We start from the raw sequence: 23,968 nt of genomic DNA on the forward strand, positions 1-23,968 counted from the left end.
CGATTCCTATCTCAATTTTAACCTAAAGCTGTTTGGGATTGGATGGGTTAAGCGATCGCCAACCCATCCTACTATTAACTATTAACTGGTGACTGGTGACTGGTGACTGGTGACTGATTACGCGGCACTATCGACAAAATCAGCATCAATTACGTCATCATCCTTGGTATTGGGTGTCGTTCCACGGTCGGCATTCGCATACATGGCGTTACCGATTTGCATTAAGGCTTGTTGCAATTCATTGCTGAGGGATTTGATGCGATCGCTATCTTCTCGTTGAATCGCTTCTCGCAACTGTTTGATTAAATCTTCAGCGCGATCGCGATCGGTGGGAGAGACTTTATCGCCAAAATCCTGCAATTGTTTTTCAGCTTGATATACCAGCGAGTCGGCCATATTTTTCGCATCGATTTGTTCCCGGCGTTGCTTGTCTGCGACTGCATTCATTTCTGCCTCTTTGACCATGCGATCGATGTCTTTGTCAGCTAAAGTGGAAGACCCAGAAATCGTAATCGATTGTTCTTTACCCGTGGCTTTATCTTTCGCTGAAACCGCCAGAACACCGTTTGCATCGATATCGAAAGTGACTTCGATTTGCGGGATGCCGCGAGGGGCGAGGGGAATGCCATCCAAACGGAATGTTCCCAAACTCTTATTATCTTTAGCAAATTCTCGTTCTCCTTGCAAAACGTGAATTTCGACATTAGGTTGATTGTCCACCGCCGTCGAAAATACTTCCGATTTCTTGCTGGGAATGGTGGTATTGCGAGGAATAATCGGAGTCATTACACCGCCCAAGGTTTCTACTCCCAAAGAAAGTGGCGTAACATCTAACAAAAGAATGTCGCTCACTTCTCCTCCGAGAACACCCCCTTGAATTGCTGCCCCCACCGCAACCACTTCATCCGGGTTTACCCCCTGACAGGGATCTTTACCGATCGCTCTTTTTACAAGGTTCTGCACGGCAGGAATACGGCTGGATCCCCCCACGAGAACGACTTCATCAATTTTGTCTGCCGAGAGTTTGGCATCTTTGAGAGCTTGTTCGACGGGAATGCGACAGCGATCGAAGAGATCCGCACACATCTCCTCGAATTTTGCTCGCGTTAGAGTGGTCTCGATATGTTGGGGACCTTCTGGAGTTGCGGTGATGAAAGGTAAGCTCACAGATGCTTGCGTGGCGCTAGAGAGTTCGATTTTGGCTTTTTCCGCCGTTTCCGTCAATCGTTGCAATGCCTGCTTATCTTGGCGCAGATCGATGCCGTGACTAGCTTTAAACTCTTGTGCTAACCAATCGACAATTTTTTTATCGAAATCATCTCCCCCGAGGTGAGTATCCCCAGCAGTGGAAAGCACTTCAAAAACCCCTTCGCCAACATCCAGAATAGAAACATCAAAAGTTCCTCCTCCGAGGTCAAAAACGAGAATGGTTTCATTACTTTTTTTGTCTAATCCGTAAGCGAGGGCGGCGGCAGTGGGTTCGTTAATAATGCGAAGGACTTCTAACCCAGCAATTTTCCCGGCATCTTGAGTCGCTTGGCGTTGGGAATCATTAAAATAAGCCGGAACCGTAATGACAGCTTGGGTAACTTTCTCACCGAGATAGGTACTAGCATCATCGGCCAGTTTTCGCAACACTCGGGCGGAAATTTCTTCTGGGGCAAATTCTTGTTGAGCTTGCGGGCAATTTAATTTAACATTCCCATTGCGATCGCGCACGACTTGATAAGCAACTTCTTGACTTTCTTGCTGAATTTCGTCATATTTGCGCCCGATAAAGCGCTTGACAGAATAAAAAGTATTGGCTGGGTTCATGACCCCTTGTCGCTTGGCAATTTGTCCCACGAGGCGATCGCCATTTTTGGCATAAGCGACAGCAGAAGGAGTGGTACGATTTCCTTCTGCATTGGCAATAACGGTGGATTGTCCGCCTTCCATAACAGCGATGCAAGAATTCGTGGTTCCGAGGTCAATTCCAACAATTTTGGACATAGTAATGAGTTCTCCAAATGGTTTTCTTTTGGGGATGTTTTCGGGCGGGCATTGCCCGCCCTTGGATTGAAACTAAGACATCAAAATGCTGCTATTTCCAGCATTTTCGCTTGCCTTTAGTTGAGGTTAACTTTGACAACTTTGTTTTTTTCTTCTTCGGCTTTGGGTAAAGTGAGATTAAGAATGCCGTTGTTATATTCGGCAGTCGCATTAGCATTTTGAATGCGAGTAGGAAGAGGAATGACGCGTTGGAAGCTACCGTAATAGAATTCGCTGCGTTTTACACCCCCTTCTTCCGATTTCGTTTCCGATTTGCGTTCGCCACTAATGGAAACGGCATCCGCCGTGACTTGAATGTCAATATCTTTTGCTTCCATGCCGGGGACTTCGAGTTTGAGGAGAATCTCTTCATCGGTTTCTTCGATTTCCGCAGCCGGAACGAAATTGCCATTCAAGCGATCGGGAATTGTCCGCGCATCATCAAAAAGGCGATTCATTTCTCGGTGTAGGCGATCGATTTCGTGGAACGGTTGAAAGCGAATCAGGTTCATAACAGTTTCCTCCTAAGTTCTCTTGTCTATAATTTCAGGCGTTTGTTTGACCTGCCTTCATTTACTAAGTTAACGAAGATAAACAGAGAAAGTAGTGAGGTTTTGAGAACTAAAATTTACAGGATTACCGTACTTATTTTGGGTGCATGTCAGTTTTGTAAGAACAGATAAACTAAAAAAGATTAGAGATTATCATTCAGATAAGCACATCGATGTTTAAGCACTTGAGGAACATGGTCAGAATTCCACTGAGCGCCGGAAATTTTGAGTCGTCGATCGATTTTGAATCGGCGCTTGAATAACTCCTAAAAGGCGATCGTTAGTGTCAAAAATAGCTAAATCTTCTGCGCCTTCAGGCTGAAAAATTAAATCGGTTGTATCGCGAGGTTCAAGGATGCGTGCGAGAGTATATAGAGTTTGAAGGCGATAGCCACGATAGGCAGGTGTTGCGTCAGACATAAGCTAAATTGGGAGTATACTTTTGTGCTTCACAAGAAGTTTAATTGTTCTATAACAATTGTATGTTATTTTCTATAGAGTGAGATATTTCTCCCGCAGCGATCGCAGAAAAAAGAAGAAAAATCTTGATATACCAAAATCGAGTATTCATAGAGATTGGGAAAGATGAGAAAATTTTTTCGCTGATGTGGGGAAAATCGATCGTAGGGAGAGTAGTTAGAAGTTAACCCAGGCGATCGAGTTCGCTATCAACCCCATCAATCGGTGATTGTATGACTTCCATTACCCTTTCCGCTATCAAAACCCCGCAAACTTCTGCTGACTGGCTAGTATATTTTGAGCAGAATCGCCATAATTTATTAACGCTACCTTGGAATAGTCCTTACTTTTTAACCTCAGACGAGAAAGCCGCGATCGCGCATTCTATTCAAAACTTTCAACTCGGGGAACAATCAGAAGGAACAAACTTAATGAAAGCTGCACGGGTTTATGTCAAGCGATCGGGAGATATGGCATTTTTACAAGCCATGAAACTCTTTATTGGTGAAGAGCAACGCCATGCTCGCGATTTAGGAAATTTTATGCAGTGTGAAGGCATTCCTTTAAGGAAAAAACATTGGTCCGATCGCCTTTTTCGTCGCTTTCGTCGCGGCGTTAATTTAGAAATTGCCTTACGAGTTCTCCTCACCGCCGAAATTATTGCCACTATTTACTATAAAGCCCTACAAGAAGCAACTCATTCGCCACTTTTAGACAAAATTTGCGAGCAAATTCTCAAAGATGAGCATCAACACCTGCACTTTCAAATCGGTCATTTAAGGCGATTAGAACAACATCGGAAACTGTGGCAAAAAAAAGCCAGTAATGCTTGTCATTATCTCTTTCTCCTGCTGACTATTTTAGTCGTTTGGATCGACCATCATCGCGTTTTTCGTCGTAGTGGTTATCATTTAATCGATCTGTATCGACATTGCGATCGCATGAGCAAGAGTCTCTGGGAAATTTCCTGATTTTTGCCCTTAGAGACTTTTGAGAGAATGACCAGCTAAATGACGCTCCCAATTTTGCGAGATTGAGACGGTTCGATTTCGGGTAAACTGGGTATAATTCCCAACAGAGCTAGGAGCGTTCTCAATGGAAACTGCAATTGAGGTTAACAGTAGTAACTTCGCGACGGAAGTTCTCGAAAAATCTCGCGATCGATTGGTCATTGTCGATTTTTTTGCGACTTGGTGCGGTCCTTGCCAAATTTTGAAACCTATTTTAGAAAATTTATCTCGGGAATACGGTTTTATTTTAGTTAAAATCGATATTGACAAAAATCCCGACTTAGCTTCTCAATTTGCTGTCGAAGGAGTTCCCGATGTAAGAATTTGCGATCGCGGCAAAATGCAGCCCGGATTTGTAGGCGCTTTACCCGAACCTAAACTACGGGAACTTTTAACGCAATACAATCTCAAATCGGATTTAGAATTAGGCATCGAAGAAGTCAAAAATGCGATCGCCGCAGGAAATGCAAAAGCAGCCAAAGAAATTTTAGATCGCTTATTTTCTCAATTTCCTAATAGTCCTCGCGTGATTATTGAAGCGGCTCGATTTCTCATTCGTGTTAATAAATTAGATAAGGCACGAGAATTATTAGATTCTGTGGGTTTTGAGGATCGAGATCATTTTAATAAGGCTCAATCTTGTAAAGCCTTGATTGGCTTTAAAAAAGTTGTCGATCGCCCTGAAAACACCCAGTTAGGACGGAAATACGCCCATGCTTGTCGATTGGCATTAGAGGAAAATTATGAGGATTCCTTAAAATTCTTATTAGAAATTGTTGAAACCGATCGCAAATATAACGACGATGGTGCAAGGAAGGCAATGACTTCTATTTTTGCGATTTTAGGGACTCAGCATCCTCTCACCAAAAAATATCAACCCGAATTGATGATGACGCTTTATTAATTTGAAAATTGATAATCTTCGGGTTTGCAGTGCTTCTCGAAAATCTGGTCTCAATTAAATTCGCTTCTCTCAGTCAATTTTCAGAGAACTCCCTTACAATTGAAACTGATGGGAACTTTGTCAATACTATTGACCTTGTTACCTTAATTTGGCAAATTCGCGATTCAGTTCACTGATAATCTTTTAACTTTCTCGCGAGTTTAGGCAAAAGTAAACTCTAATTTAATATTATTCGCGCAAACTTCTTGCTCATTTGTTTGTATTCGAGCTTTTATATAAAAACTTCGAGATACAAACACTGATTTCTAATACCGATTTCTAATACTGATTTCTGATTTTGGCAAACTTTTCTGAGAAAACTTATGATTTCCCCCACCAACACGAAAGGCAGAAAAGAATCCCAGAATAAACCCAAAGCGAAAGGGAGAAAACAGCCTTATCTCACTACGATTATTTTTTTGAGTTGTATTACTTTCACTTTTTGTATTTTAGCAGCATGGGCGATCGATATTGCCCCAGTCAGCCAATTCTTTACTAAACTTTATCAACTCGAAAATGAGCTTCCTTTAATATTTCATGCACTTCTGACTCCCGATCGCAATGGAACGTTAATTGTAGTGGGATTATTTGCGGGATTTTTCGCACTGGTGAAAATTTTTCCCCGACCTAATCGCATCCTTGCGATCGCAGTCGTTCCTATTCTTCTGGCTTTTGCACTGCGTTATTTATTGTGGCGCTTTTTCTCAACCCTCAATCTTGAAAACCCTTTTATCGGTACTTTGAGCTTAGGGCTATTTTTGCTAGAAATTCTTATTTTTCTCGACTATGGCTTACAAACATTTTTAGTCTTGAACAAACGCGATCGCAAACAAGAAGCCGATCGATGCGAACAGCAGGTTCTCAGTGGAGAATATCAGCCTTCTGTGGATATTTTTATTCCCACTTATAGCGAACCCGAACTCGTTCTCAAACGCACGATTATGGGATGTCAAGGGATTGATTATCCTCGCAAAGAAATCTATCTTCTCGATGATGGCAAACGGGAAAATATCCGTCAACTCGCTGATAAATTGGGATGTCATTACGTGACGAGATCGGACAATCGTTACGCAAAAGCCGGCAATCTCAATCATGCGCTTACCCAATCTCAAGGAGAATTAATTGCAGTTTTTGATGCTGATTTCGTTCCGACTCAAAATTTTGTATCCCGTACCATTGGCTTCTTTCAACGTCCCAATATTGGACTCCTACAAACTCATCAATATTTTTATAACCGCGATTTAATTCCCGTTAATTTAGGAATTGAAAAGGAAATAAGCTCTGAAATTGAGTTCTTTTCTCGCCACTATCAAAAGCTGCGTGATGGGACGAATACTTCTCTTTGTTACGGTAGTGCTTTTGTTATTCGTCGCGATATTCTCGAAGAAAGTAACGGCTTTGTGACAAGTTCCCTCTCGGAAGATTATTTCACCGGAATTCGTCTCAATTCTCTCGGTTATCAAACCATTTATCTTGATGAAGAACTGAGCGCAGGATTAGCTGCGGAGAATTTATCGGGGTATATTTCGCAACGTCAGCGTTGGTGCAGAGGAACATTACAAGCTTTATTTATTCCTGAAAATCCTCTGACAATTCCCAATTTAACCCTACGCCAAAGAATTGTTCACGCTTCGGGAATCTTTCAATGGTTTTTACCGATATCGAGACTAGCATTTCTCGTTTTACCCGTCGCTTTTTTTCTCACCGATACTATTCCCGTACAAACTACTTTAGCCGAGTGGTTTAATTTCTTTTTACCTTTTTATCTCTCTCACCTCTTAAGTTTTGCTTGGTTAAATCAGCGATCGCGAGAAGCGTTAATTTCGGATGTTTATGCGGTCATTCAATGCGTGCCTTTGTCAATCACTGCGATCCAAACGATGTTGAATCCTTTTTCTCAAGGGTTTCAAGTGACCCCTAAAGGTGTGGCAAAAGATCGTTTTCTGTTTAACTGGGGTTTAGCGATTCCTTTAATTCCGATTTTTCTCATCAATCTTGCTGGGATCGGTCATCTTTTATACGTGCTTTGTACTGCATTGTCCGATGTTCTCAATTATTCTCCTGAAGAACGCACAATCTTTGCTTTGAGTTTATTTTGGGGATCCTATAATTTGTTGATTTTGAGTGTAGCTTTATTGAGCTTGCTCGAATCGCCGCAAACGGATTCTTTTCCTTGGTTTGAGTTGCGTCGCTTAATTCGTCTAAAAATTGGCGATCGCATTGTTTCTGGAGTGACGACAACGCTATCGGAAATTGGCGCGGAAATTGAATTAAAAGAATCTTTTGCGATCGCCGATCAAAATACTCTTGTTACGGTGGAGATTGTCGGAGAAGATTTAGAATTATCTGGGATATTAACTGGCGATCGCGATTCTTTACGAGTTACATTCGAGAAGACAACTTTAGAGCAAGATCGCGCTCTCGTGCAACTCCTTTTCTGTCGTCCGGGTCAGTGGAAACGAAACAATTGCGCCGGAGAACTTCGCGTTTTATGGCTATTACTCAAAAGTTTAGTTCGACCTAAATTTTTAACAGGACATCGTAAGGTTAGTCCCATGTCGGTCAACTTTTAAGAAATTGCGATCGCGTTTCTTATCCGATTAGTGAATAAACCGCGCGATCGCTTTTTTACTTCCCTTTGCGCTTAAGCAACGAACTCGCACTGAGTCCAGCAATGGCTAGTAATCCCAAGATCGAGGCAGGTTCGGGAACGGATTGTTTCTCGTACTGGTAAACCGAACCACTGTTAATACCGTTGTCATCGTCTCCAAAAGCACCAATTACGGCAAAGTCCCCATCAAGGGCTATCCGGAAACCGAAAGCGTCACCGCTAGCACCATCGGGAGCGGTAAGTTTTTGCAGTAAGTTGCCACTATTGATATCGAACAGATAAGCTGAACCACTGTTAATGCCTTTGTCATCATCCCTAGGGGAAGCAATTAAGGCATAGTCCCCATCAAGGGCTACCGAAGTACCGAAAGCGCCATCATCAGAACCATCGGGAGCGGTAAGTTTTTGCAATAGGTTGCCACTGATGGTATCGAATAGGTAAGCTGAACCACTGTCAGCACCTTTGTCATCGTCCGTTCTATTCGCGCCAATTAAGGCATAGTCCCCATCAATCGCGACCGAGAAACCGAAATGGTCGTCACTGACACCATCGGGAGCGGTAAATTTGTGCAGTAGGTTGCCACTGATGGTATCGAACAGATAAGCCGAACCACTTTCAGCACCTTTGTCATCATCTCTAACAGCGCCAATTAAGGCATAGTCCCCATCAAGGACTAAGTGATGGCCAAATAGGGCATTAGAAGCACCATCGGGAGCAGTAAGTTTATGCAGAAGGTTGCCATTGGTGATATCGAACAGATAAGCTGAACCACTATCAAAACCCTTGTCATCATCTGCATAAGCAGCAATCAGGGCATAGTCCCCATTAAGCGCTAATGACCGACCGAATTGGTCGCCACTAGCACCGTCAGGAGCGGTAAATTTTTGCAGTAAGTTGCCACTATTGGTATCAAATAGATAAGCTGAACCACTGTTACGACCCTTATCGTTGTCTAAAGTCGCGCCAATTAAGGCATAGTCCCCATCAATTACGCCCGAGAAACCGAATTGGTTACCACTAGCACCATCGGGAGCGGTAAATTTGTGTAGTAGGTTGCCGCTATTGGTATCGAATAAGTAAGCTGAACCACTGTCAGCACCTTTGTCGTCATCTCCCCATGCACCAATTAGGGTCGATTTCCCATCAAACGCTAATGAGAGACCGAAAACGTCACCACTAGCACCGTCGGGAGCAGTCAGTTTTTGGCTGAAGCTAAACGAGCCAGCCATCACGGGTTTTGCCAAAGCGAGCAGTGCGATCGCGCTTCCCGCAAAATACAATAATGATTGTTTAAACATTGAATAAAATCCTCTTGCTATTACTCTCTCGACACAATTGAGGGAATTTTGGGAAACGGAGATTTTTTGTTACATAACTTTGTAAGGAGAGCATAAGGCATTCAACTAAGCTGGATAGTAACACCTCGTTTCATTTTGCTGATATCTCCTTTCTCTCCCAGTTTGAATAATTCTTATTTTTTTGTTGTATCTTTAATCTTACGCTCGCTATTCTGAATAGCGATCGCTAGTCTTCACAAAAATTAATCAGAAGAATACGAGCAAATAGCAAGAAATCAATAGATTTGCTTCTTTACAGTAAGAATTCTGCTGTCGGTCTTGATATTAAGTGAGAACCAGATTCCTTGTTTAATGTCTTATGATATAACTTGTTTTTTTCTCTCTAAAATACGCTTTTTAATCGTGATTTCCTGCTGCGATCGCTTATGGGCAATTGTCCAAGATAGAGTGGTCGAAATGACAATTAAACTAAAAAACATGGCAATGAAGATTTCGCAAATCACCGCACATCGAGATAACATAGAAGTAGGATGAATGTCGCCATAGCCCACAGTCGAAAAGGTAACAATTGAAAAGTAAATCGATAAAAAACCAGCTTGCAAACCGACAAAATTATCAGGGTTTTGCCGTAGTAGATCCGTGTACAGACTGGCAAAACCAAAAATAATCGTTAAAAATCCCAATCCCAGTAAAAAGAGAACAAAAGAAAATTGATTTAACGAAGGAATAAACTGATATTCATTAAAAAGATGCTTTCCTTGCTTCAATAACTTAACCTCATCTTCTCCTGCTCCCTGAAATATCTCAAACACCAAAAATACAATTAAACCCAAACCGCTTAAAATAGTCAAAAGCGAAACACAAAAGCCGATAATTAGCAAGCGATCGATTAAAATCGATTCAAAAATATTAAACGCTGAATAAATGAGACAAAAAATGGCAATCACTGTAATCACTTTACGGGCAATAATCAGTTCTGAATAATGAGGATAAGTTGCCATTTCTATCACCTCGATCGCTTCCGAATCTAAGCCAACAATAACATTAAACTTATCCGCTAAGACTCGCGCGATCGCTTGGGTCAATTCATCACGATCCGTGTATTTTGGGGGGGATGTTCCATCCAAAGATGTGGCAGGGGGACTCCCGTTAGACCCGATAGGGTTAGCGGGAGAGGAACTGCCACCAAGAGAAGAAACTGAGCAAAGCGAATCATTGGTTGAATGTGTATTCATATCCGTCTGCATGGTGAATCGTTTTGAGATATTTAGGGTGAACATCAAAAGGTTTCTTCCCAACTGTAGAAAGTCGAAAAGAAGGACGAAATCGAATGGCAATACGACCAACATAATTGCCGGCATATTTACCTTTAGGAATTGAGGCTTTAACTATATCCCCCGTTTGAAAACCTTGAAAGAATTTAGCTTTGGGCGCATGTGCTTTAGGAAAACCGTATTTATCAGGACGGCATCGCTGTCTCGTTCCGTGACCCTTAGCCGTAATTATCAGAGGTTTTTCTACCTCTATTTTTAACTGCTCTGGGGTGGATTTTCCCACACAAGCTGCATCCAGCCAGTGAGTCTTTGATAGACTTTGGCGAGTGCGATTAAACTTGGTCAATCCTCCCGTTCCAACCTCAACAGGTAAATCCGTTTTCTTCAATTCCTCGTACAGTTTCCAACGAGTCGAATTCACTGCCGTGCTGTTTACTAATGGTCGTTTTGCTTGTCCTAAGATTCTTTTGAGAATATTAGGTTTACCCGATAAGAAGTCTTTGATTTCTTGATTTCCTTTAGCTTGATTGCAAGGATGACAAGCAAGGGTTAGATTGCTAACTCGATTACTTCCTCCTTTTGATTTAGGATGAATATGCTCGACTTCCAAGGGAATATTTTCTCTGCCACAATAAGTACATTTTCTGTTCCACTTTTCGAGCAAATACTCTCGTACTTCATACCCAAATAATTCTCCTTGCTGATATTCAATACCAGAGATTTCAGGGTTTTGTAATGCTTGAGTGTCGAATCGCACTAACTCTTGAGAAATGTCAGATATCGGACAGATTCGACAAAGCCGTTTAACCCACGTGAGGATATTATGAACTCGCGACATTAAACTCGGAGCAAGCCAACCTTCCGGACGCTTTCGGTTGAGAAATCTGGGTTTTCTGTACCGAGTTTTGCGGCTACGTCGTCCTCTTCTTAACTGTCGTCTTGAGGTTAATTGATCTCGGATTTGCTGTCCGCGATGGGTTAGTTCTGCTCCCCAAATCACTCGATTTCCTTGCAGAATCGCCAATCCTGTTGTTTTTGAACCGGGGTCTATCTTGAGGGTGAGGGACGGCGAGGTTGCCTCGCCATGTCCAATCACCCTGTTTAGCTGATACCCATTGGTTTCTCCTCTCTCTTGGTCAGCATTCCCTAGGTCGGGAAACCCGACCGGGGTCTGACCGCCTTCTACATCTTGCAGAATAATGGTGAATGGAAACTGTTTAAATACCTTGGCTCGTCCCGATTTGAGAATTTTTCTGGCTCTGGCTGGATGAGTTGGATTTAACGGTTTCTTGTTTTTATCTAATACAAAAACTCGCATGAGTTAACTCCTGAAAACAGGGTAAAGTTTGCCTCGTCAATGTTATCTGGGCTTGTTAAGTTAACAACACTTCCTTAACTCTTTACGGATGTTTAATTGCTAACGAAAGAGCTACAAACTGGCACGCATTCGTAGGTTTCCTGACTCAAATAACGTAGCGATTGCTCGCTTAGACTGGTCAGGTTAGGAGCTTAGGTTTCCCCAAGCTCCCGCTAGAACGCTCAAGCGTTTAGCGGTGAGTTCTTGACTCTGACTATCTGACATGGGTTTAGGGGTGCGATCGCGCACCCCGACTTTAAAGCATACTATTCCAATTTAACCGCAAAATTTCTGTTACTAAAATCAATTAACCGTTACCCGATCGCAAAATTTTGCGTTGAGAAAGAAAAAGTAAAGCGATCGCACCCAATCCTACAACAATACCCGGTTCGGGAATGGTAGTCGAGAGCGGGTTATTGGGAGATTGTAATTGTTCTTTGCCATCTTCAACACTGCGGTTAAAGCGATCTGCGGAGGCTTCTGCTTCTTGCAAGGCTTGACGCTGTTCGTCATTCACCAAAACGATCGCAGAAGAATAGGGCGTAACAATTTTATACTGTTTGGCGATCTCGTGAATGCGATCGAGTTGAGCAAGGCGATCGTCGGTTTTTTCTCGACTCAACCCTCGCACTAACATTCTCGCGGCTAAAGGAGCAAAAGGATCGTCATTATTGGCAGAATCTATCGTTTCTTCCATCATCCACGCATAACCATCCACCACAGTAACAACCTGTGAAGATGTATCCTTTTGCAGTGTTTCTGTGGTTGCAATGCGTCGTAAAACTTGAGGGATTTGAGTGGCAACTCCACCATTACTATCTTGAATGATTTTTAAGGTTTTATCTTCGTAAGCGGGAGGAAATTCACCGCCCAAATGCACTACCCATAACGGTGTAGAAATTGTCGGCAAATCCCCTTTATCTTTGGCTAATTCGTAGCTGCCTTCATCAGTAAGTAATACAATGGCATCATAAACGCGATCGCTTTGCAATGTGGCAAACTGTCGCAGAATTTCTTTTAATGGCAACGTACCATAAAAGACTTGTTGTTTGAGATTGAATTGATTTAAGCGATCGTACTCTTGAGGTTGCTTGCCCGTCGATGCCGTAACATATAAATCAATCTCATTATTTTCTATTTTTCCATCAGAAAACCCTTGTTTTTGCAACCATTGTAAGGCTCGATCTAATTCCTCGCGATGTTTGTTCATGCTGCGAGAACCATCAACAATAATTGCAAACTGTTGATGTTGAGGGAGAATATAATCGCGATCGCTTAAAGGCTCTGCTGTAATTTTATAACCTTCAAAAGAAGATTGATGCACCTTTGCTTCTGAAGGAGATGCAGCTAAAAATTCTTCTAACCAATCATTATCCAAGCCTTTAATTGCTTGACCATTACGAAAGCGATCGGTTTTATTTGTCCAGAAAATATTGCGCTTTTCTCCAAGCTGTGGTAGAGGAAATCCTTGTTCTTGACGGAGAACTTGATAAGTCAGCCAAAGGTGCATTTTTGTCGGGCGATTTCTGTTCCATTCCCGTGTTCTAACTTTAGGAGGAATCGGAAAAGCTCGCAAGCGATAATGATGCGGTCCAACTTGTTCTAATAATGCCGGATCGACAGGACGAATGCGATTCACTTGAGAGTTATACACTTTTTGAGCAGCACCTCGTGGAGAAATTTGAAAAGGAAAGCGAGCAGATAAATTATCTGTATCTCCCAACCAAACTCCAGTTAAAACAGCACTTTCTGGCAAAGAAAAGGAATAGAAAATTTCTTCTTCATCAAAAGTTTGATTTTGATAGACTTCGTGAATTTCAACATCAGCCCAGTCACCATGCTCGGTTAAATTTATTTCTTGTTTTTTCAGCAAAACTTTCTTTTGATTGATATTGAGAACGCCAGCCTTAGCATCATCTAACATCGTTGTCGATTGCAGTGCTTTTTGAATCGCTTTACGCTCTCTTTTTTGTAAAGGCGTATCGAAAAACTGAGCATAAAGTTTTTGGGCTTTTTTGCGATCGCTCGATTCTCCTTGATAGAGAAATGGTGAAATCAGGAAATTATGAAAATTTTGGATAGTTTGAGATATAGGTTCGGACAAATCGAATTGATTGCGATAAATTTCTGCAAGAATATTGCTCTTGTCTTGAGGGCTTAAATAGCGATAGGAGAAAAGATAAGCATTGAGTAAACCCTTGCGAATGTCTTCGGACTGATGTAAGAGAGTTTGACGCTGAGCATCAGTAGTAGCAGGATTTTCTAATAGTTGAAAGGCTTCAAGCTGTGGTTGTTGAGAAAAAGCCAGAAAAATTGATGTCCATGCTGTTAAAATACCCAAGACAACCGAGAGAATGAGAATGCGTCCTCGCTGGGCGATCGCAGTTCTTAAAACGCGCTGTCCTGAATGCACGTATAAAGCAGCAAAAGCAGAAGGCATTGCAATGAAAAGCGTTGCCGAAAGACCGAAGAAAAGTCCCAATGTTGGCAGGGTCCACAAGCTCGTAAAAAAGTAATGGGTGAGGCTATACCAAATATCTCCAACCCAACGGAATGAAATGATTTCTTCGGCGATCGCGGCGGCGACGGGAAGGGCGTAAAATAAGAGTAGAATGCCAACATATAGCCCGACAAAGAGCATTAAACCGTGAAAAGCAATTTGCACCCATGACAGGCTTTGTTTAAATTTTCTCAAGAGTTTATTGCGATCGCTTAATTTGCCGCAATAGCCAAATAATAATTCTCCTGCAAACGCAAAGATACAAGCGATCGCCGTTCCCAGAAGAAGAGTGCTGGCTGGAGTTAATTCTCGTAGAATAAATAAGCGAATGAGACAGAACAAAATTAAGGGCGCTTCTACCCCGTAAAATAAGCGCATGAGTTCGAGAGGACGCTTGCGAAACCGCAGCCAGCCGATCGCAGTACAAATCGCAGGAATGAGAAGCAGACCGACCAAGGTGACGAGAAATTCTTGTTCGACTTCCCCCGCAATAACGGCTTTCGCGAGAGGAACGCCGATTTTAGGTAAAATGCCGACATAGACGACGATTAGGAAAACCAGATTCCACAACCAGAAGATCGCGTGGTAAATTCTGTGCAGGATGTTTTTCATGACAAGTTCGAGAGAGTTGCTGTTATCTCTCTCGGGGCGATCGAGGGGATTTTGGGAAATGTGGCGAACTTTTTTTACAAAACTTTATAGTTCGCTGTTGACTCCAAATCTAGTCACCAAATCAATCGCCAGAGGATCTTGTAACTTTTGTACGCTTGTTGCTAACAAAAAAGCCAGATATTGTTGCAGGCGCTTTCCTTGTTTAGCATTGGGATGATAGAGAGGGGGTTGCGAGGAAAAAAGAGGAGCAGAAGCGATCGCCGAATAGGGGAGAAATTCTCGAGATTTCGCAGTCATGCGGACTTGGGCATGAGGAGAAGGAATCAAACCTTCAGGCAATTGTCCCGATAAAAAAGGCAGAATGCGCCAGAGACAAGCACGAGGAATCCCTCGACGCTCGATAGATTTGATAATTTCTTCTAAAGTAAGGGAGCGATCGCTCAGATCCCGCAATAATTCCGCGAGGAGAAAATAATCGCTATATTGATGGTGCAAGCGATCGAGCATTTGAGGAAATAAAGGCAAGCGTGAAAGCCCCTCAGCAATAAGCGTACTATTATTGTTGCTTTGTAGGGGAACGATCGCAGCTTGCGGAAATTTCTGAGATAGCCAAGATTGTCCAAAAGGCATCAGAAGAGCGAGCATTTCACCACTGCAAAACACGCGAACGATCGCCTTGGAATGCCAACCTTTTTGACTGAGTAATTCATTAATTTGTCGATTCAATTGTTCGTAGAGAGGCAAGAGAATTTTTTCTTCTAATTGCGATCGCGTCACCCCCCATTCCTGATGACCCAGATGAGTTGCAAAAGCAGTCTGTTTCTGTAAAATTAATAAAGCGCGTTTTGCAGTTTCTAATAAATATTGCCCTTCAGAAAAATTCTCTAATTCCACCATCGCGCGATCGCGTTTAGGGCGATCGCTTGCACCGGGTTGAGGAATCTCCAGCTTTAAATTCTGTAAAAATGCTTGTTCTGGCAACCACTGAGGATAAAGCAACTGGAAAAAAATATCATGGTAAAGATCGATCTCTCCGTACTCCACCCCGCGTAATGCCCAGTCCTCGCGTTTTAGACTCTCCAAGGGCATATCTTCTACTAATGCCAACTCAGTTGCGATCGTGCCTCCCTGTAGAATCAATAGTCCTTGCTGCGAACTGGTAACTGATGACTGGTGACTGGTGACTGGTGACTGGTGACTGGTGACTGATGACTGGTGACTGGTGACTGGTGACTGATGACTGGTGACTGATAATCCGATCGCGATCGTTTCTTCGAGGAAAAAAATGCGATCGGGAGTCTCAATTAATTGTGCCTTTAAAATGGCTTCTCGCAGATTAAAACGGTAAGTGTCGCCCCAAGCCGCAGAACAATTCACAACAATGCCTTCTAGTGCCAGTAAAGCGGCTTTCAGGTTATATTCTGATAACTCCACCGTACCAACGCAATAAAACGCGGACTGGTGGGGAGAGAGTGTTTCTAAAAGTGCTTGCAAAGATTGCTGCAACTGATACAGAGAAACAACATTTTTTCCAGCCCGATCGAATTGGGGTTCCCATTGACGCGACTGGCGATTGTAACAGGGAATTGCCTTCTGAAAATAAGATGGAATGGGTGCGATCGCTATTGAAGAAGAGAGAATTTTCTTGTCCGTTTCTTGTTTCTCTCTTGGCGATCCAAGAGGCAAAATAAAAGTAGGAGATTCAGTTGAGTTGCCCAATTTTTCTGACTGCAACCAGTAAAGAGAGTAAGAGCAATCGTGCTGACAATCATACAGAATTGCCGCAATGCCCGACGCGCTAAAATCAATCCCCAAATACCAAGAATGAGCCATTTCAATGAACAATGAACAATATCGATCGTTGAATACGAAGGTTTGCCGTTGGGAAGATTGAATTTTTTAACCTTTGTCCTGTTTCCTTTCCGAAGAATTTGAGGTTTCGCCCCAAGGATCGGTAACAATTTCTGTGACCGATGGACTGGTATTCTCAATCGCTTGAGAGTTCTGTGCAGATTCTTTAGCGTCCTGAGGCCGAGAAACGTCATCCCGATGAGTTTCTGGGTTATCCCACAAATCTTCATTAGAGGAGAACGTTTTTTCTGGTTTAGGAGAACGCATAGCAGGTACGGGATTTTTGCTTGTCCTTGCAGCCGTCAATACCTGTTTGGAAGATAATGACTCAAAATCATCATCAACCACAATTTCTAATTGTTGTTGGTTGACCCTTTCCTTACCAAGAGAAGAAGCCGAAGCAGGGGTGACTGTTGACTGTTGACTGGTGACTGTTGACTGGTGACTGTTGACTGGTAACTGTTGACTGGTAACTGTTGACTGGTAACTGGTGACTGTTGACTGGTGACTGGTGACTGGTGACTGGTGACTGGTGACTGATATCTGTTCTTGCCACTGCAAATCCGCCAGAGAAGTCAAGATGGCTGAGGGAGGAAGTGCGATCGCGTCTGTTTCTGTGGCGATCGCAGTTTCGGGAAGCATCCAATCTTCATCCCCTTCGTTAATGATTTCCTCCTCAAAGGCTGCCTCGAAAGATTCGTCAATTTCCATTGCCGCATCAATTTCGGGAGAATCGAGATGAATTTCGCGATCGCCCGATCTTGTTAAACTGGCTTCTTCGTCTTTTACTTCAACAACAATCTCTGACTCGGAAGAATCCGCGATCGCTTCTTTCGAGTCAATAGCCGGCTGAATTTCTGGTTCTAGAGTCGTCTCTTCAATGTTTACCGGAGAGATATCAACCTCTGAAACTGTAGAATTTCCTTCAAAATTGGCTAAATCCTCCGTCAGGGTTTTCAGTTGTCCAGAGTCGAGCAGTGCTTCTAAATCTTCTTGTGGTTGGGGTTTCACCTCATCAGTTGCCAATAATGTCTCCCCTGCTCCAACGACGAGAGTTTCCTCTTCGACAACGGCTTCTGCTGACTCCGACTGTTCGGATTTTTCGTCTAAAAGTTCCGTCAAAGAGGCAATCGTCTCGCCAACAATCTCATCTAAAGATCGAGCGTCAGCGTCTAAGTTCTCTTGTTCTAATTCTGGAGCAATCTCTGCTGCGATCGCAATGCTGTCGCTTTCCTCCTGTGCTGGTTCGCCGAATAGTTCCACCTCAACACTAGGAGGTGGAGCATCTGGAGAGAGAACAGGAATAACAGAGGGTTCTTCCGTCGCGATCGCCGGATCTGCCAAGCCTGCAAATAGATCGCGAACGGGCGGCTCTTCGGCGGATAACTCCTCTAATTCTGCCTCCTTGAGAGTCAGGACGATCGAGGTCGATTTCTCCTCTTCTCCTGCCTGCATCAACTCATCGGAATGAAACAGATGTTCGTCCCATGCTTCCCATGCCTCGAGACCTTCATCAGCATCATTCTCTCCTGCGAGATCGACTTGGAATAGAGCATCAACAGGCTCTAGCGCCTCATTCTCCTCGTCTAATTCCCAATCTCGTAGGGATGCTTGTGTCGTGGGTGCGGGCGGAATTTCCATGCCCGCGAAGGGAAACATGGCCATGGCCGCAGTTTGTGTCTCTTCGGAATCGCTGGGTTGCGGGGAAGGTTCCTCCAGAGAGCGATCGCGGAATGGGGTTTCAATTTCTTCTAACGGCTGAATTGGCCCGACCTGCTCCGGATTGAGGCGTTGCAAATAAGCAGCTAGCACGGTTTGCCCTTGTTGTCCCAATGCGTGCATTTCCTCAATCCCCCGAGACAGAGATTGATGATAGCTTTGCATGTCCCCCTCCAACGACTCAAAAACCTTGTGGAAGGTGCGATCGAGATTAAGTACGAGGAAATCGGCCTGTTGCTGGAGCGATCGCATTTTTTGCAGGCGATCGAGGTGTTTGAGCGGGGTAAAAGCAGCCTTCTCGTCGCGAGAATCTTGCAGTTGCCATAACTGAGCCTCAAACTTTTCGAGAGAGAGAGAGAATTCATGTTGGAGTGCCTTGCTACACCGTCCGAGAAGAATTTGCAGGAAATCCGACATTAACTGCAAATGCTGCCCCTCTAAAGCGCGAATTTCCTGTACAAGGGATTCGCGATGCCGTCGCAGGTCTGCGACTTCAGCGTGGAGGGGTTGCAGCCAATCTTGGCGGCGAATATTTAACTGTGCCATCACCGCAGAAGCGATCGCATTGGCTGTCTGTTGTTCTTCTCCTTGCAGTTGAGAGGAGCCAGAAGGCGCGACCTCGATTTGATTTCGCAGGGACAGCAAGTACCCGCGAACTTTCTCTAACACGGCCTGTTGCCTGCTCCTCTCAATACGATTATCCTCAGTCAACAACCCCTCGGCGGTCTCGACCCGTTCCGACTGCCGAGGCAGAACCTCGTCAATTTCGGCGATAAGAGCTTGAATATCGTTGTATGAAATCACCGCAAATCCTTAAATTAAATCGCTCACAGCACTGCAAAGAAGGCAACAGCCTCAGCAAAAACGATCGATAAACTCGGCGTTTTGTTTTTTATGCTACTCTTCTTATACTATTCAATCCCTTGTTAGCAAGGAAAGTTAAGTTGAATTGGTGGAGATCTCCAAAAAAAATGGAGAATTTTCAGATTTTTGCAACACTAACCGCGCAATTAGCGCATAATAACTTGTGAACGTTTGCGATCGCCTCGCCCTCGGGCAGGACAACCGAAACGTTTACGCTCGTTCAACTCTTGCCTCATGGACGGAACTAATTCCCGCGAAACCAACCCCGATATTCAAGAACTTATTGATGCCGCACCCTTCTTTCAAGGGCTACCGGATAATGCTCTCGATAAGCTCGTTCATCATGCTGTCATCCGCAGCCACCCGCCCAACCAAGTCATTCTTTTAGAAAATGACTGGGGCGGCTCAGTCTATTTTATCGTGGATGGTTGGGTGAAAATCCGCACCTACAATATCGACGGCAAAGAAGTGACCCTGAACATTATCGGCAAAGGAGAAGTCTTTGGCGAGATGGCCGCTTTGGAAGAAGTCCCGCGTTCTACGGATGTGATTACCTTGACGACCACCAAAATTAGCAGCGTCCCCGCTCAAGATTTTGTCGCACTCATCACCACAGAGCCTTTAGCCGGAGTGCGTTTGGCTCAACTCATGGCCACCCGGTTGCGTCAAGTCAACCGCCGCTTGAGACTCAGAGAAGCCGATAGTATGTCTCGGGTTTCCGATACCCTGTTATTTTTAGCGGAAGGACAAGGCAAAGAAGGCAAGCAAGGGATTGAAATTCCCAACCTTCCCCACCGAGAATTAAGTAGTTTGAGCGGTTTGGCACGGGAAACCGTGACTCGCGTTCTCACTAAGTTAGAGAAAAAAGGGGTAATTCAGCGCGATCACGATATTCTCAGAATTCCGGACAAGCAAAGATTAGAAAAAACGATTAGTTAATAATTGGGTTGTTTTTTGTTTGTATGGACGAAACGAACTGGGTTGATGCGGGAGAGGAAGCGCAAAATGTGTCGGTAAAGGAGCGATCGCGGCGATTGCCTCCCTCTCAGTCTCGCGATCGCCACGCCACTTCTCTGGTGATGGTCGAGACGGCCTTTTTGTCCAGTGCGGCGAGTTTAATGTGGCTGATTAATTATTATTTCCCTCTCGGTCCCATTCTGCAACTTCTGTTTCCCATTCCCATCGCTTTACTCTATTTGCGTCGCGGAAATAGAGCCGCTTGGATGGGGGTCCTCATTTCGGGATTATTATTATCGGTTTTGATGGGACCGACGCGCAGTATTATGTATACCATTCCTTATGCGGTCATGGGCGTTCAATTGGGGATGGTTTGGAAGCGGCGAGGAAGTTGGTATTTTTCAATTTTATTGGGAACGATTTTAGGAACATTTGGTTCTTTTTTTCGCGTTGTTTTAATTTCGATTTTTCTTGGAGAAAATGCTTGGCTTTATGTCATTAACCAAATTACAAGATGGTTGGATTGGTTATTTATTAAGTTCGGAATTTTAGCACAGCCAGATATTGGCTTAATTCAAGCGATCGCTTTTGTGCTGATTGTTTTACATAGCCTTCTCTACTTATTTTCGGTTCATCTAGTGGCATTATTACTGTTCGATCGCCTCAAAAATCCCATTCCTCGCCCTCCAGACTGGATTCAAGCCTTGGTTGAGTATGATTATTAGGTATTGCGATCGCCTCTCTGGTGGGTTAGCATCTCGCTGAATTTGCTGTCGTCGTGTGCGATCATTTGTACAAATCAAACCAGCGATTATATTACCAACTTTTCCAAATACCCTATAATTATGTAATAACTATGTTGAGGAGTTAACAAGTAGTGGATTGGTTTGAGCAAAGGCAACAAGATTTAAAAGACAATCTCTCACAGGATGTGCATCTCCTAAAAGATTATGAAGATCAATTAAGATTAGCAACTGATATTAAAAAATCGAAAAAGATAAAAAAAGATATTAATGAGATTAAAAATCGAATCGAGAAAGATCGACAGGAATTGAATGAAATTAGTAGGGGCTATGGAAAAAATCTATGGGAAGCAATAGGTAACATTAGTTTTAGGGAACTGGAAATTGTTACTTTAGGCATTATTGATATGATAGATACAATTTCAGAGCAAGATTATCGTATTACACCTCCAAGAGAAAAAATGAACAAGAATAAATTAACTCCTCCTGTACAATTTTTATTAACAAATGGTAGTAGTAAAGTAAAAATGGTTGAAGATTTTATTGTAAAATATATTTCTATAACACCCAACCTTCCAGAAAAACTTAAAGCAGGTTTTGTTAAACGATACAATGATCTTCGGGATCAAGGTTTAGAAGGTGATGAGTTATTTCAAGCACTTTACGAGTTTTCTTTTTCTAGTCATTCTAAACCAAATGATATTACCAAAGCAGCAGGATTGGCTGTATTATATTATTTCTTTGAAAGATGTGAGATTTTTGAAAAATGATTTTGCCAACTAAGCACATACCAGTAAAAAATTCATTTTTAGGTTTAGGTGGTATAATATTAGTACACTTAGACCAATCAAAGACAGTGACAGCACTCTGGAACGAAGTATCTGCACGACCAGAATTTGCTACATTTGAGCGTTTTATTTTGACTCTCGATTTGTTGTATATGATTGGTGCAATAGAACTAGAGGAAGGACTACTCCGGAAAAACTCATGCTGATTCATTCTGTCAAGGCCAATCAATCTTTGTTCAAAACGGTTGAATTTCAGCCGGGCTTTAATGTCATATTAGCAGATCGCACAGAAGTTTCAGATCAAAAAGACTCACGCAATGGTCTGGGTAAATCGACTTTAATTGCAATTATTCATTTTTGTCTAGGGGCAAATATAGATAGAAAAAACAAACTTCATAAATCTTATCTTCCAGGATGGACTTTCAGTTTAGATATAACTTTAGCTAACTCAACGATCACAGCCACTCGCAGTATTGATAAACCATCACAAATAGAAATAGAAGGAGAGACAACTGATTGGAAAATTCAACCTAAACAACAAAACGGGAAAAATATTTTAAAATTAGACTCTTGGAAAGCCATTTTAGGTGATTTTGTTTTTAGCTTACCTATTGATAGCAAAGATAGACAATTCTCTCCAACATTTAGAAGTCTAATTCCGTATTTTATTCGTCGTGGTAGGGATGCTTATTCCACTCCTTTTGAACATCATAGAAAACAAGTTGAATGGGATAAACAAATCAACAATTCTTTTTTATTAGGTCTTGGCTGGGAATATTCACGGAATTTACAACGTTTAAAAGATCGAAAAAAACTTCTCGACAATATTAAGAAACTGAAAAAAACAACGGAAGAAGGTGCAAGAAGTGCAATTGTGGGAAATTTAGGAGAATTAGAAGCCTATAAAGTTCAAACTGAACAACTACTAAATGCAAAAGAAGCCAATTTACGTAATTTTCAGGTTTATCCTGAATATCATGAACTTGAGCAAAATGCAGATCGTTTAACTCGAGAAATTCATGATGCAACTAATGAAAATTTAATCAATAAAAGATTAAAGGAATGCTATTTATCTTCGTTAGAACAAGAAAATGAGCCTGATAGAAATGAATTGATTAATCTTTATCACAGTGCTGGCATTGAATTACCCAATTTAGTTATTCGTAGGTTAGAGAATGTAGCTCAATTTCATCATGAAATTGTTCAAAATCGTCAAGAGTTTCTTAAGTCTGAAATCAACAAACTTAGCGAATTAATAGATAAAAAAAACGATATTATTAGACACAAAACAACAGAAAGAGCATTGTTATTAGAAATCTTGCAAACTCATGGAGCGTTAGAAGAACATACTAAACTTCAATCTCTTTATTTGGATACTAAAGCCGATCTTAATGAAATCAATAGAAGAATTGAAGAACTGAGGCAGTTTGAGGAAGATAAAAGTGCTTTGAAAATTGAAACAGAACGTTTAATAATGAGTATGAAACGTGATTTACAAGAGCGCGATGTTCAAAAAAATCTTGCGATTTCATTATTTAATTCTAATTCTCAAGAGCTTTATAATGCACCTGGAAAGCTAATTATTAACGTAGTAGATAAAGGATATAATTTTAATGTAAATATCGCTCGTGATGGTAGTGAAGGAATTGGTAATATGAAAATATTTTGCTATGATTTAACTTTAGCTCAACTCTGGTCTGAGCGAAATCCTGCACCCAATTAATTTAGAATTCATCTGTTCTAATTGACAATCTATATTCTGTACCTGAGCCAATGATTCTTGAGAATTATCTAATTCTGTTTTGAGTTCAGCATATTCTTTTTTATATTTAGTAATTGATTCTTGTTGTCGCTCAATTTCTTTGCAATGGCGTGCTTTGATCCGAGGGTTTGTTTCATATCTCAATTCTGCCTCAAATTCATTAAGTAATTCCATATCTGCACGAATATTATGCTCTAAATCTTTGAGTCTTTGATTAATCAATAAAAAATCCATTAAATCTAGATTCCTTAATTATAAATTTTTCTTAAGTATTGAAAATCCATAAAATTGAAACTTTCAAAAAATCTGTCTTATTCTCGCTCTTTTGAGAAATAAATCTCTGATTTCTCGTATAAAGTTATAAGAACTACAGCGATAACAATATCCAATTACTATGGGTAAGCAGCACCTAACCTATACAATATTATATCACAGTTTTATCCAATCTCAGTATCTGTTTTACCTGCTATAGCAAAACCAAATGAATTGTAAATGAGTGAAACAAGCAAGATGCTTGTTTCTGATTAACCCAAATACGGGCAAGATGCCCGTTCCACAATTGATGATGAGAATTTTGTTAAATACTACTATTTTTACAAATCAAATGGACTTGCTATAATACGTCAGTTCCAGATAAT

General features: G+C 42.1%; 18 protein-coding genes. 8 read left to right on the forward strand and 10 right to left on the reverse strand.

Translation table 11 applies throughout. The features are described from left to right. Positions 1 to 117: 117 nt before the first annotated feature. The 3 genes from dnaK to AC6RV6_RS11420 form a co-directional block, all read right to left on the reverse strand. Positions 118 to 1,992: a molecular chaperone DnaK gene (gene dnaK / locus AC6RV6_RS11410; protein WP_500240961.1), complete on the reverse strand. Its 1,875-nt coding sequence runs from the start codon at positions 1,990 to 1,992 to the stop codon at positions 118 to 120. A 116-nt stretch (positions 1,993 to 2,108) separates the two neighbouring features. Beyond that, the gene (locus AC6RV6_RS11415; RefSeq protein ID WP_500240962.1) at positions 2,109 to 2,543 is read right to left on the reverse strand and encodes an Hsp20/alpha crystallin family protein; all 435 of its coding nucleotides are present in this window, start codon (positions 2,541 to 2,543) and stop codon (positions 2,109 to 2,111) included. 237 nt (positions 2,544 to 2,780) lie between these two features. Then, positions 2,781 to 3,002 (reverse strand): hypothetical protein, encoded by a 222-nt coding sequence (locus AC6RV6_RS11420; RefSeq protein WP_500240963.1) that lies wholly within the window; start codon positions 3,000 to 3,002, stop codon positions 2,781 to 2,783. 272 nt (positions 3,003 to 3,274) lie between these two features. Between AC6RV6_RS11420 and AC6RV6_RS11425 the strand changes: the two genes are divergently transcribed. From AC6RV6_RS11425 to AC6RV6_RS11435, 3 genes are all read left to right on the forward strand, one after another. Next, complete coding sequence (locus AC6RV6_RS11425) at positions 3,275 to 4,012, forward strand: ferritin-like domain-containing protein (protein WP_500240964.1); 738 nt, start codon at positions 3,275 to 3,277, stop codon at positions 4,010 to 4,012. A gap of 124 nt (positions 4,013 to 4,136) precedes the next feature. Then, positions 4,137 to 4,955, forward strand: a complete 819-nt coding sequence (locus tag AC6RV6_RS11430) for a tetratricopeptide repeat protein (protein ID WP_500240965.1) — start codon at positions 4,137 to 4,139, stop codon at positions 4,953 to 4,955. Between the two features lie 362 nt (positions 4,956 to 5,317). Next, positions 5,318 to 7,567, forward strand: coding sequence for a glycosyltransferase family 2 protein (locus AC6RV6_RS11435; protein WP_500240966.1), 2,250 nt, complete (start codon positions 5,318 to 5,320; stop codon positions 7,565 to 7,567). Between the two features lie 55 nt (positions 7,568 to 7,622). On the opposite strand, the gene AC6RV6_RS11440 is transcribed toward AC6RV6_RS11435, so the two are convergent. The 6 genes from AC6RV6_RS11440 to AC6RV6_RS11465 all read right to left on the reverse strand — a co-directional run bounded on the left by AC6RV6_RS11440 (position 7,623) and on the right by AC6RV6_RS11465 (position 19,020). Next, positions 7,623 to 8,903, reverse strand: a complete 1,281-nt coding sequence (locus tag AC6RV6_RS11440; RefSeq protein ID WP_500240967.1) for a PEP-CTERM sorting domain-containing protein — start codon at positions 8,901 to 8,903, stop codon at positions 7,623 to 7,625. A 356-nt stretch (positions 8,904 to 9,259) separates the two neighbouring features. Beyond that, positions 9,260 to 10,138 (reverse strand): potassium channel family protein, encoded by an 879-nt coding sequence (locus AC6RV6_RS11445; protein ID WP_500240968.1) that lies wholly within the window; start codon positions 10,136 to 10,138, stop codon positions 9,260 to 9,262. Beyond that, positions 10,116 to 11,495 (reverse strand): RNA-guided endonuclease IscB, encoded by a 1,380-nt coding sequence (gene iscB, locus AC6RV6_RS11450; RefSeq protein WP_500240969.1) that lies wholly within the window; start codon positions 11,493 to 11,495, stop codon positions 10,116 to 10,118. Before iscB ends, AC6RV6_RS11445 begins: the two co-directional genes overlap by 23 nt. A gap of 346 nt (positions 11,496 to 11,841) precedes the next feature. Then, positions 11,842 to 14,646 carry a TIGR02921 family PEP-CTERM protein gene (locus AC6RV6_RS11455; RefSeq protein WP_500240970.1) on the reverse strand — a complete coding sequence of 935 codons (2,805 nt, stop codon included), beginning with the start codon at positions 14,644 to 14,646 and terminating at the stop codon, positions 11,842 to 11,844. Between the two features lie 84 nt (positions 14,647 to 14,730). Further along, positions 14,731 to 16,479, reverse strand: coding sequence for a hypothetical protein (locus AC6RV6_RS11460; protein WP_500240971.1), 1,749 nt, complete (start codon positions 16,477 to 16,479; stop codon positions 14,731 to 14,733). 66 nt (positions 16,480 to 16,545) lie between these two features. After that, positions 16,546 to 19,020 (reverse strand): hypothetical protein, encoded by a 2,475-nt coding sequence (locus AC6RV6_RS11465; protein WP_500240972.1) that lies wholly within the window; start codon positions 19,018 to 19,020, stop codon positions 16,546 to 16,548. A gap of 294 nt (positions 19,021 to 19,314) precedes the next feature. Between AC6RV6_RS11465 and AC6RV6_RS11470 the strand changes: the two genes are divergently transcribed. The 5 genes from AC6RV6_RS11470 (at position 19,315) to AC6RV6_RS11490 (ending at position 23,291) form a co-directional block, all read left to right on the forward strand. Further along, complete coding sequence (locus AC6RV6_RS11470) at positions 19,315 to 20,019, forward strand: Crp/Fnr family transcriptional regulator (RefSeq protein WP_500240973.1); 705 nt, start codon at positions 19,315 to 19,317, stop codon at positions 20,017 to 20,019. A gap of 23 nt (positions 20,020 to 20,042) precedes the next feature. Next, positions 20,043 to 20,762 (forward strand): DUF2232 domain-containing protein, encoded by a 720-nt coding sequence (locus AC6RV6_RS11475; protein ID WP_500240974.1) that lies wholly within the window; start codon positions 20,043 to 20,045, stop codon positions 20,760 to 20,762. Between the two features lie 152 nt (positions 20,763 to 20,914). Further along, positions 20,915 to 21,550, forward strand: a complete 636-nt coding sequence (locus AC6RV6_RS11480) for a hypothetical protein (RefSeq protein ID WP_500240975.1) — start codon at positions 20,915 to 20,917, stop codon at positions 21,548 to 21,550. After that, positions 21,547 to 21,774 carry an ABC-three component system middle component 6 gene (locus tag AC6RV6_RS11485; protein WP_500240976.1) on the forward strand — a complete coding sequence of 76 codons (228 nt, stop codon included), beginning with the start codon at positions 21,547 to 21,549 and terminating at the stop codon, positions 21,772 to 21,774. The genes AC6RV6_RS11480 and AC6RV6_RS11485 overlap by 4 nt, the downstream gene beginning before the upstream one ends. Further along, positions 21,768 to 23,291 carry a DUF2326 domain-containing protein gene (locus tag AC6RV6_RS11490; protein ID WP_500240977.1) on the forward strand — a complete coding sequence of 508 codons (1,524 nt, stop codon included), beginning with the start codon at positions 21,768 to 21,770 and terminating at the stop codon, positions 23,289 to 23,291. Before AC6RV6_RS11485 ends, AC6RV6_RS11490 begins: the two co-directional genes overlap by 7 nt. On the opposite strand, the gene AC6RV6_RS11495 is transcribed toward AC6RV6_RS11490, so the two are convergent. Beyond that, positions 23,250 to 23,564: a hypothetical protein gene (locus AC6RV6_RS11495; protein ID WP_500240978.1), complete on the reverse strand. Its 315-nt coding sequence runs from the start codon at positions 23,562 to 23,564 to the stop codon at positions 23,250 to 23,252. The two genes, AC6RV6_RS11490 and AC6RV6_RS11495, sit on opposite strands and share 42 nt — an antisense overlap. Positions 23,565 to 23,968: the final 404 nt, after the last annotated feature.

It is taken from the genome of Spirulina sp. LEGE 11439 (assembly GCF_059821285.1).

What these genes read in the sequence shown, in the direction of transcription:
- dnaK (WP_500240961.1), bottom strand. Translation starts at nt 1,992, where the DNA reads ATGTCCAAAATTGTTGGAATTGACCTCGGAACCACGAATTCTTGCATC.
- AC6RV6_RS11415 (WP_500240962.1), bottom strand. Translation starts at nt 2,543, where the DNA reads ATGAACCTGATTCGCTTTCAACCGTTCCACGAAATCGATCGCCTACAC.
- AC6RV6_RS11420 (WP_500240963.1), bottom strand. Translation starts at nt 3,002, where the DNA reads ATGTCTGACGCAACACCTGCCTATCGTGGCTATCGCCTTCAAACTCTA.
- AC6RV6_RS11425 (WP_500240964.1), top strand. Translation starts at nt 3,275, where the DNA reads ATGACTTCCATTACCCTTTCCGCTATCAAAACCCCGCAAACTTCTGCT.
- AC6RV6_RS11430 (WP_500240965.1), top strand. Translation starts at nt 4,137, where the DNA reads ATGGAAACTGCAATTGAGGTTAACAGTAGTAACTTCGCGACGGAAGTT.
- AC6RV6_RS11435 (WP_500240966.1), top strand. Translation starts at nt 5,318, where the DNA reads ATGATTTCCCCCACCAACACGAAAGGCAGAAAAGAATCCCAGAATAAA.
- AC6RV6_RS11440 (WP_500240967.1), bottom strand. Translation starts at nt 8,903, where the DNA reads ATGTTTAAACAATCATTATTGTATTTTGCGGGAAGCGCGATCGCACTG.
- AC6RV6_RS11445 (WP_500240968.1), bottom strand. Translation starts at nt 10,138, where the DNA reads ATGAATACACATTCAACCAATGATTCGCTTTGCTCAGTTTCTTCTCTT.
- iscB (WP_500240969.1), bottom strand. Translation starts at nt 11,495, where the DNA reads ATGCGAGTTTTTGTATTAGATAAAAACAAGAAACCGTTAAATCCAACT.
- AC6RV6_RS11455 (WP_500240970.1), bottom strand. Translation starts at nt 14,646, where the DNA reads ATGAAAAACATCCTGCACAGAATTTACCACGCGATCTTCTGGTTGTGG.
- AC6RV6_RS11460 (WP_500240971.1), bottom strand. Translation starts at nt 16,479, where the DNA reads ATGGCTCATTCTTGGTATTTGGGGATTGATTTTAGCGCGTCGGGCATT.
- AC6RV6_RS11470 (WP_500240973.1), top strand. Translation starts at nt 19,315, where the DNA reads ATGGACGGAACTAATTCCCGCGAAACCAACCCCGATATTCAAGAACTT.
- AC6RV6_RS11475 (WP_500240974.1), top strand. Translation starts at nt 20,043, where the DNA reads ATGGACGAAACGAACTGGGTTGATGCGGGAGAGGAAGCGCAAAATGTG.
- AC6RV6_RS11485 (WP_500240976.1), top strand. Translation starts at nt 21,547, where the DNA reads ATGATTTTGCCAACTAAGCACATACCAGTAAAAAATTCATTTTTAGGT.
- AC6RV6_RS11490 (WP_500240977.1), top strand. Translation starts at nt 21,768, where the DNA reads ATGCTGATTCATTCTGTCAAGGCCAATCAATCTTTGTTCAAAACGGTT.
- AC6RV6_RS11495 (WP_500240978.1), bottom strand. Translation starts at nt 23,564, where the DNA reads ATGGATTTTTTATTGATTAATCAAAGACTCAAAGATTTAGAGCATAAT.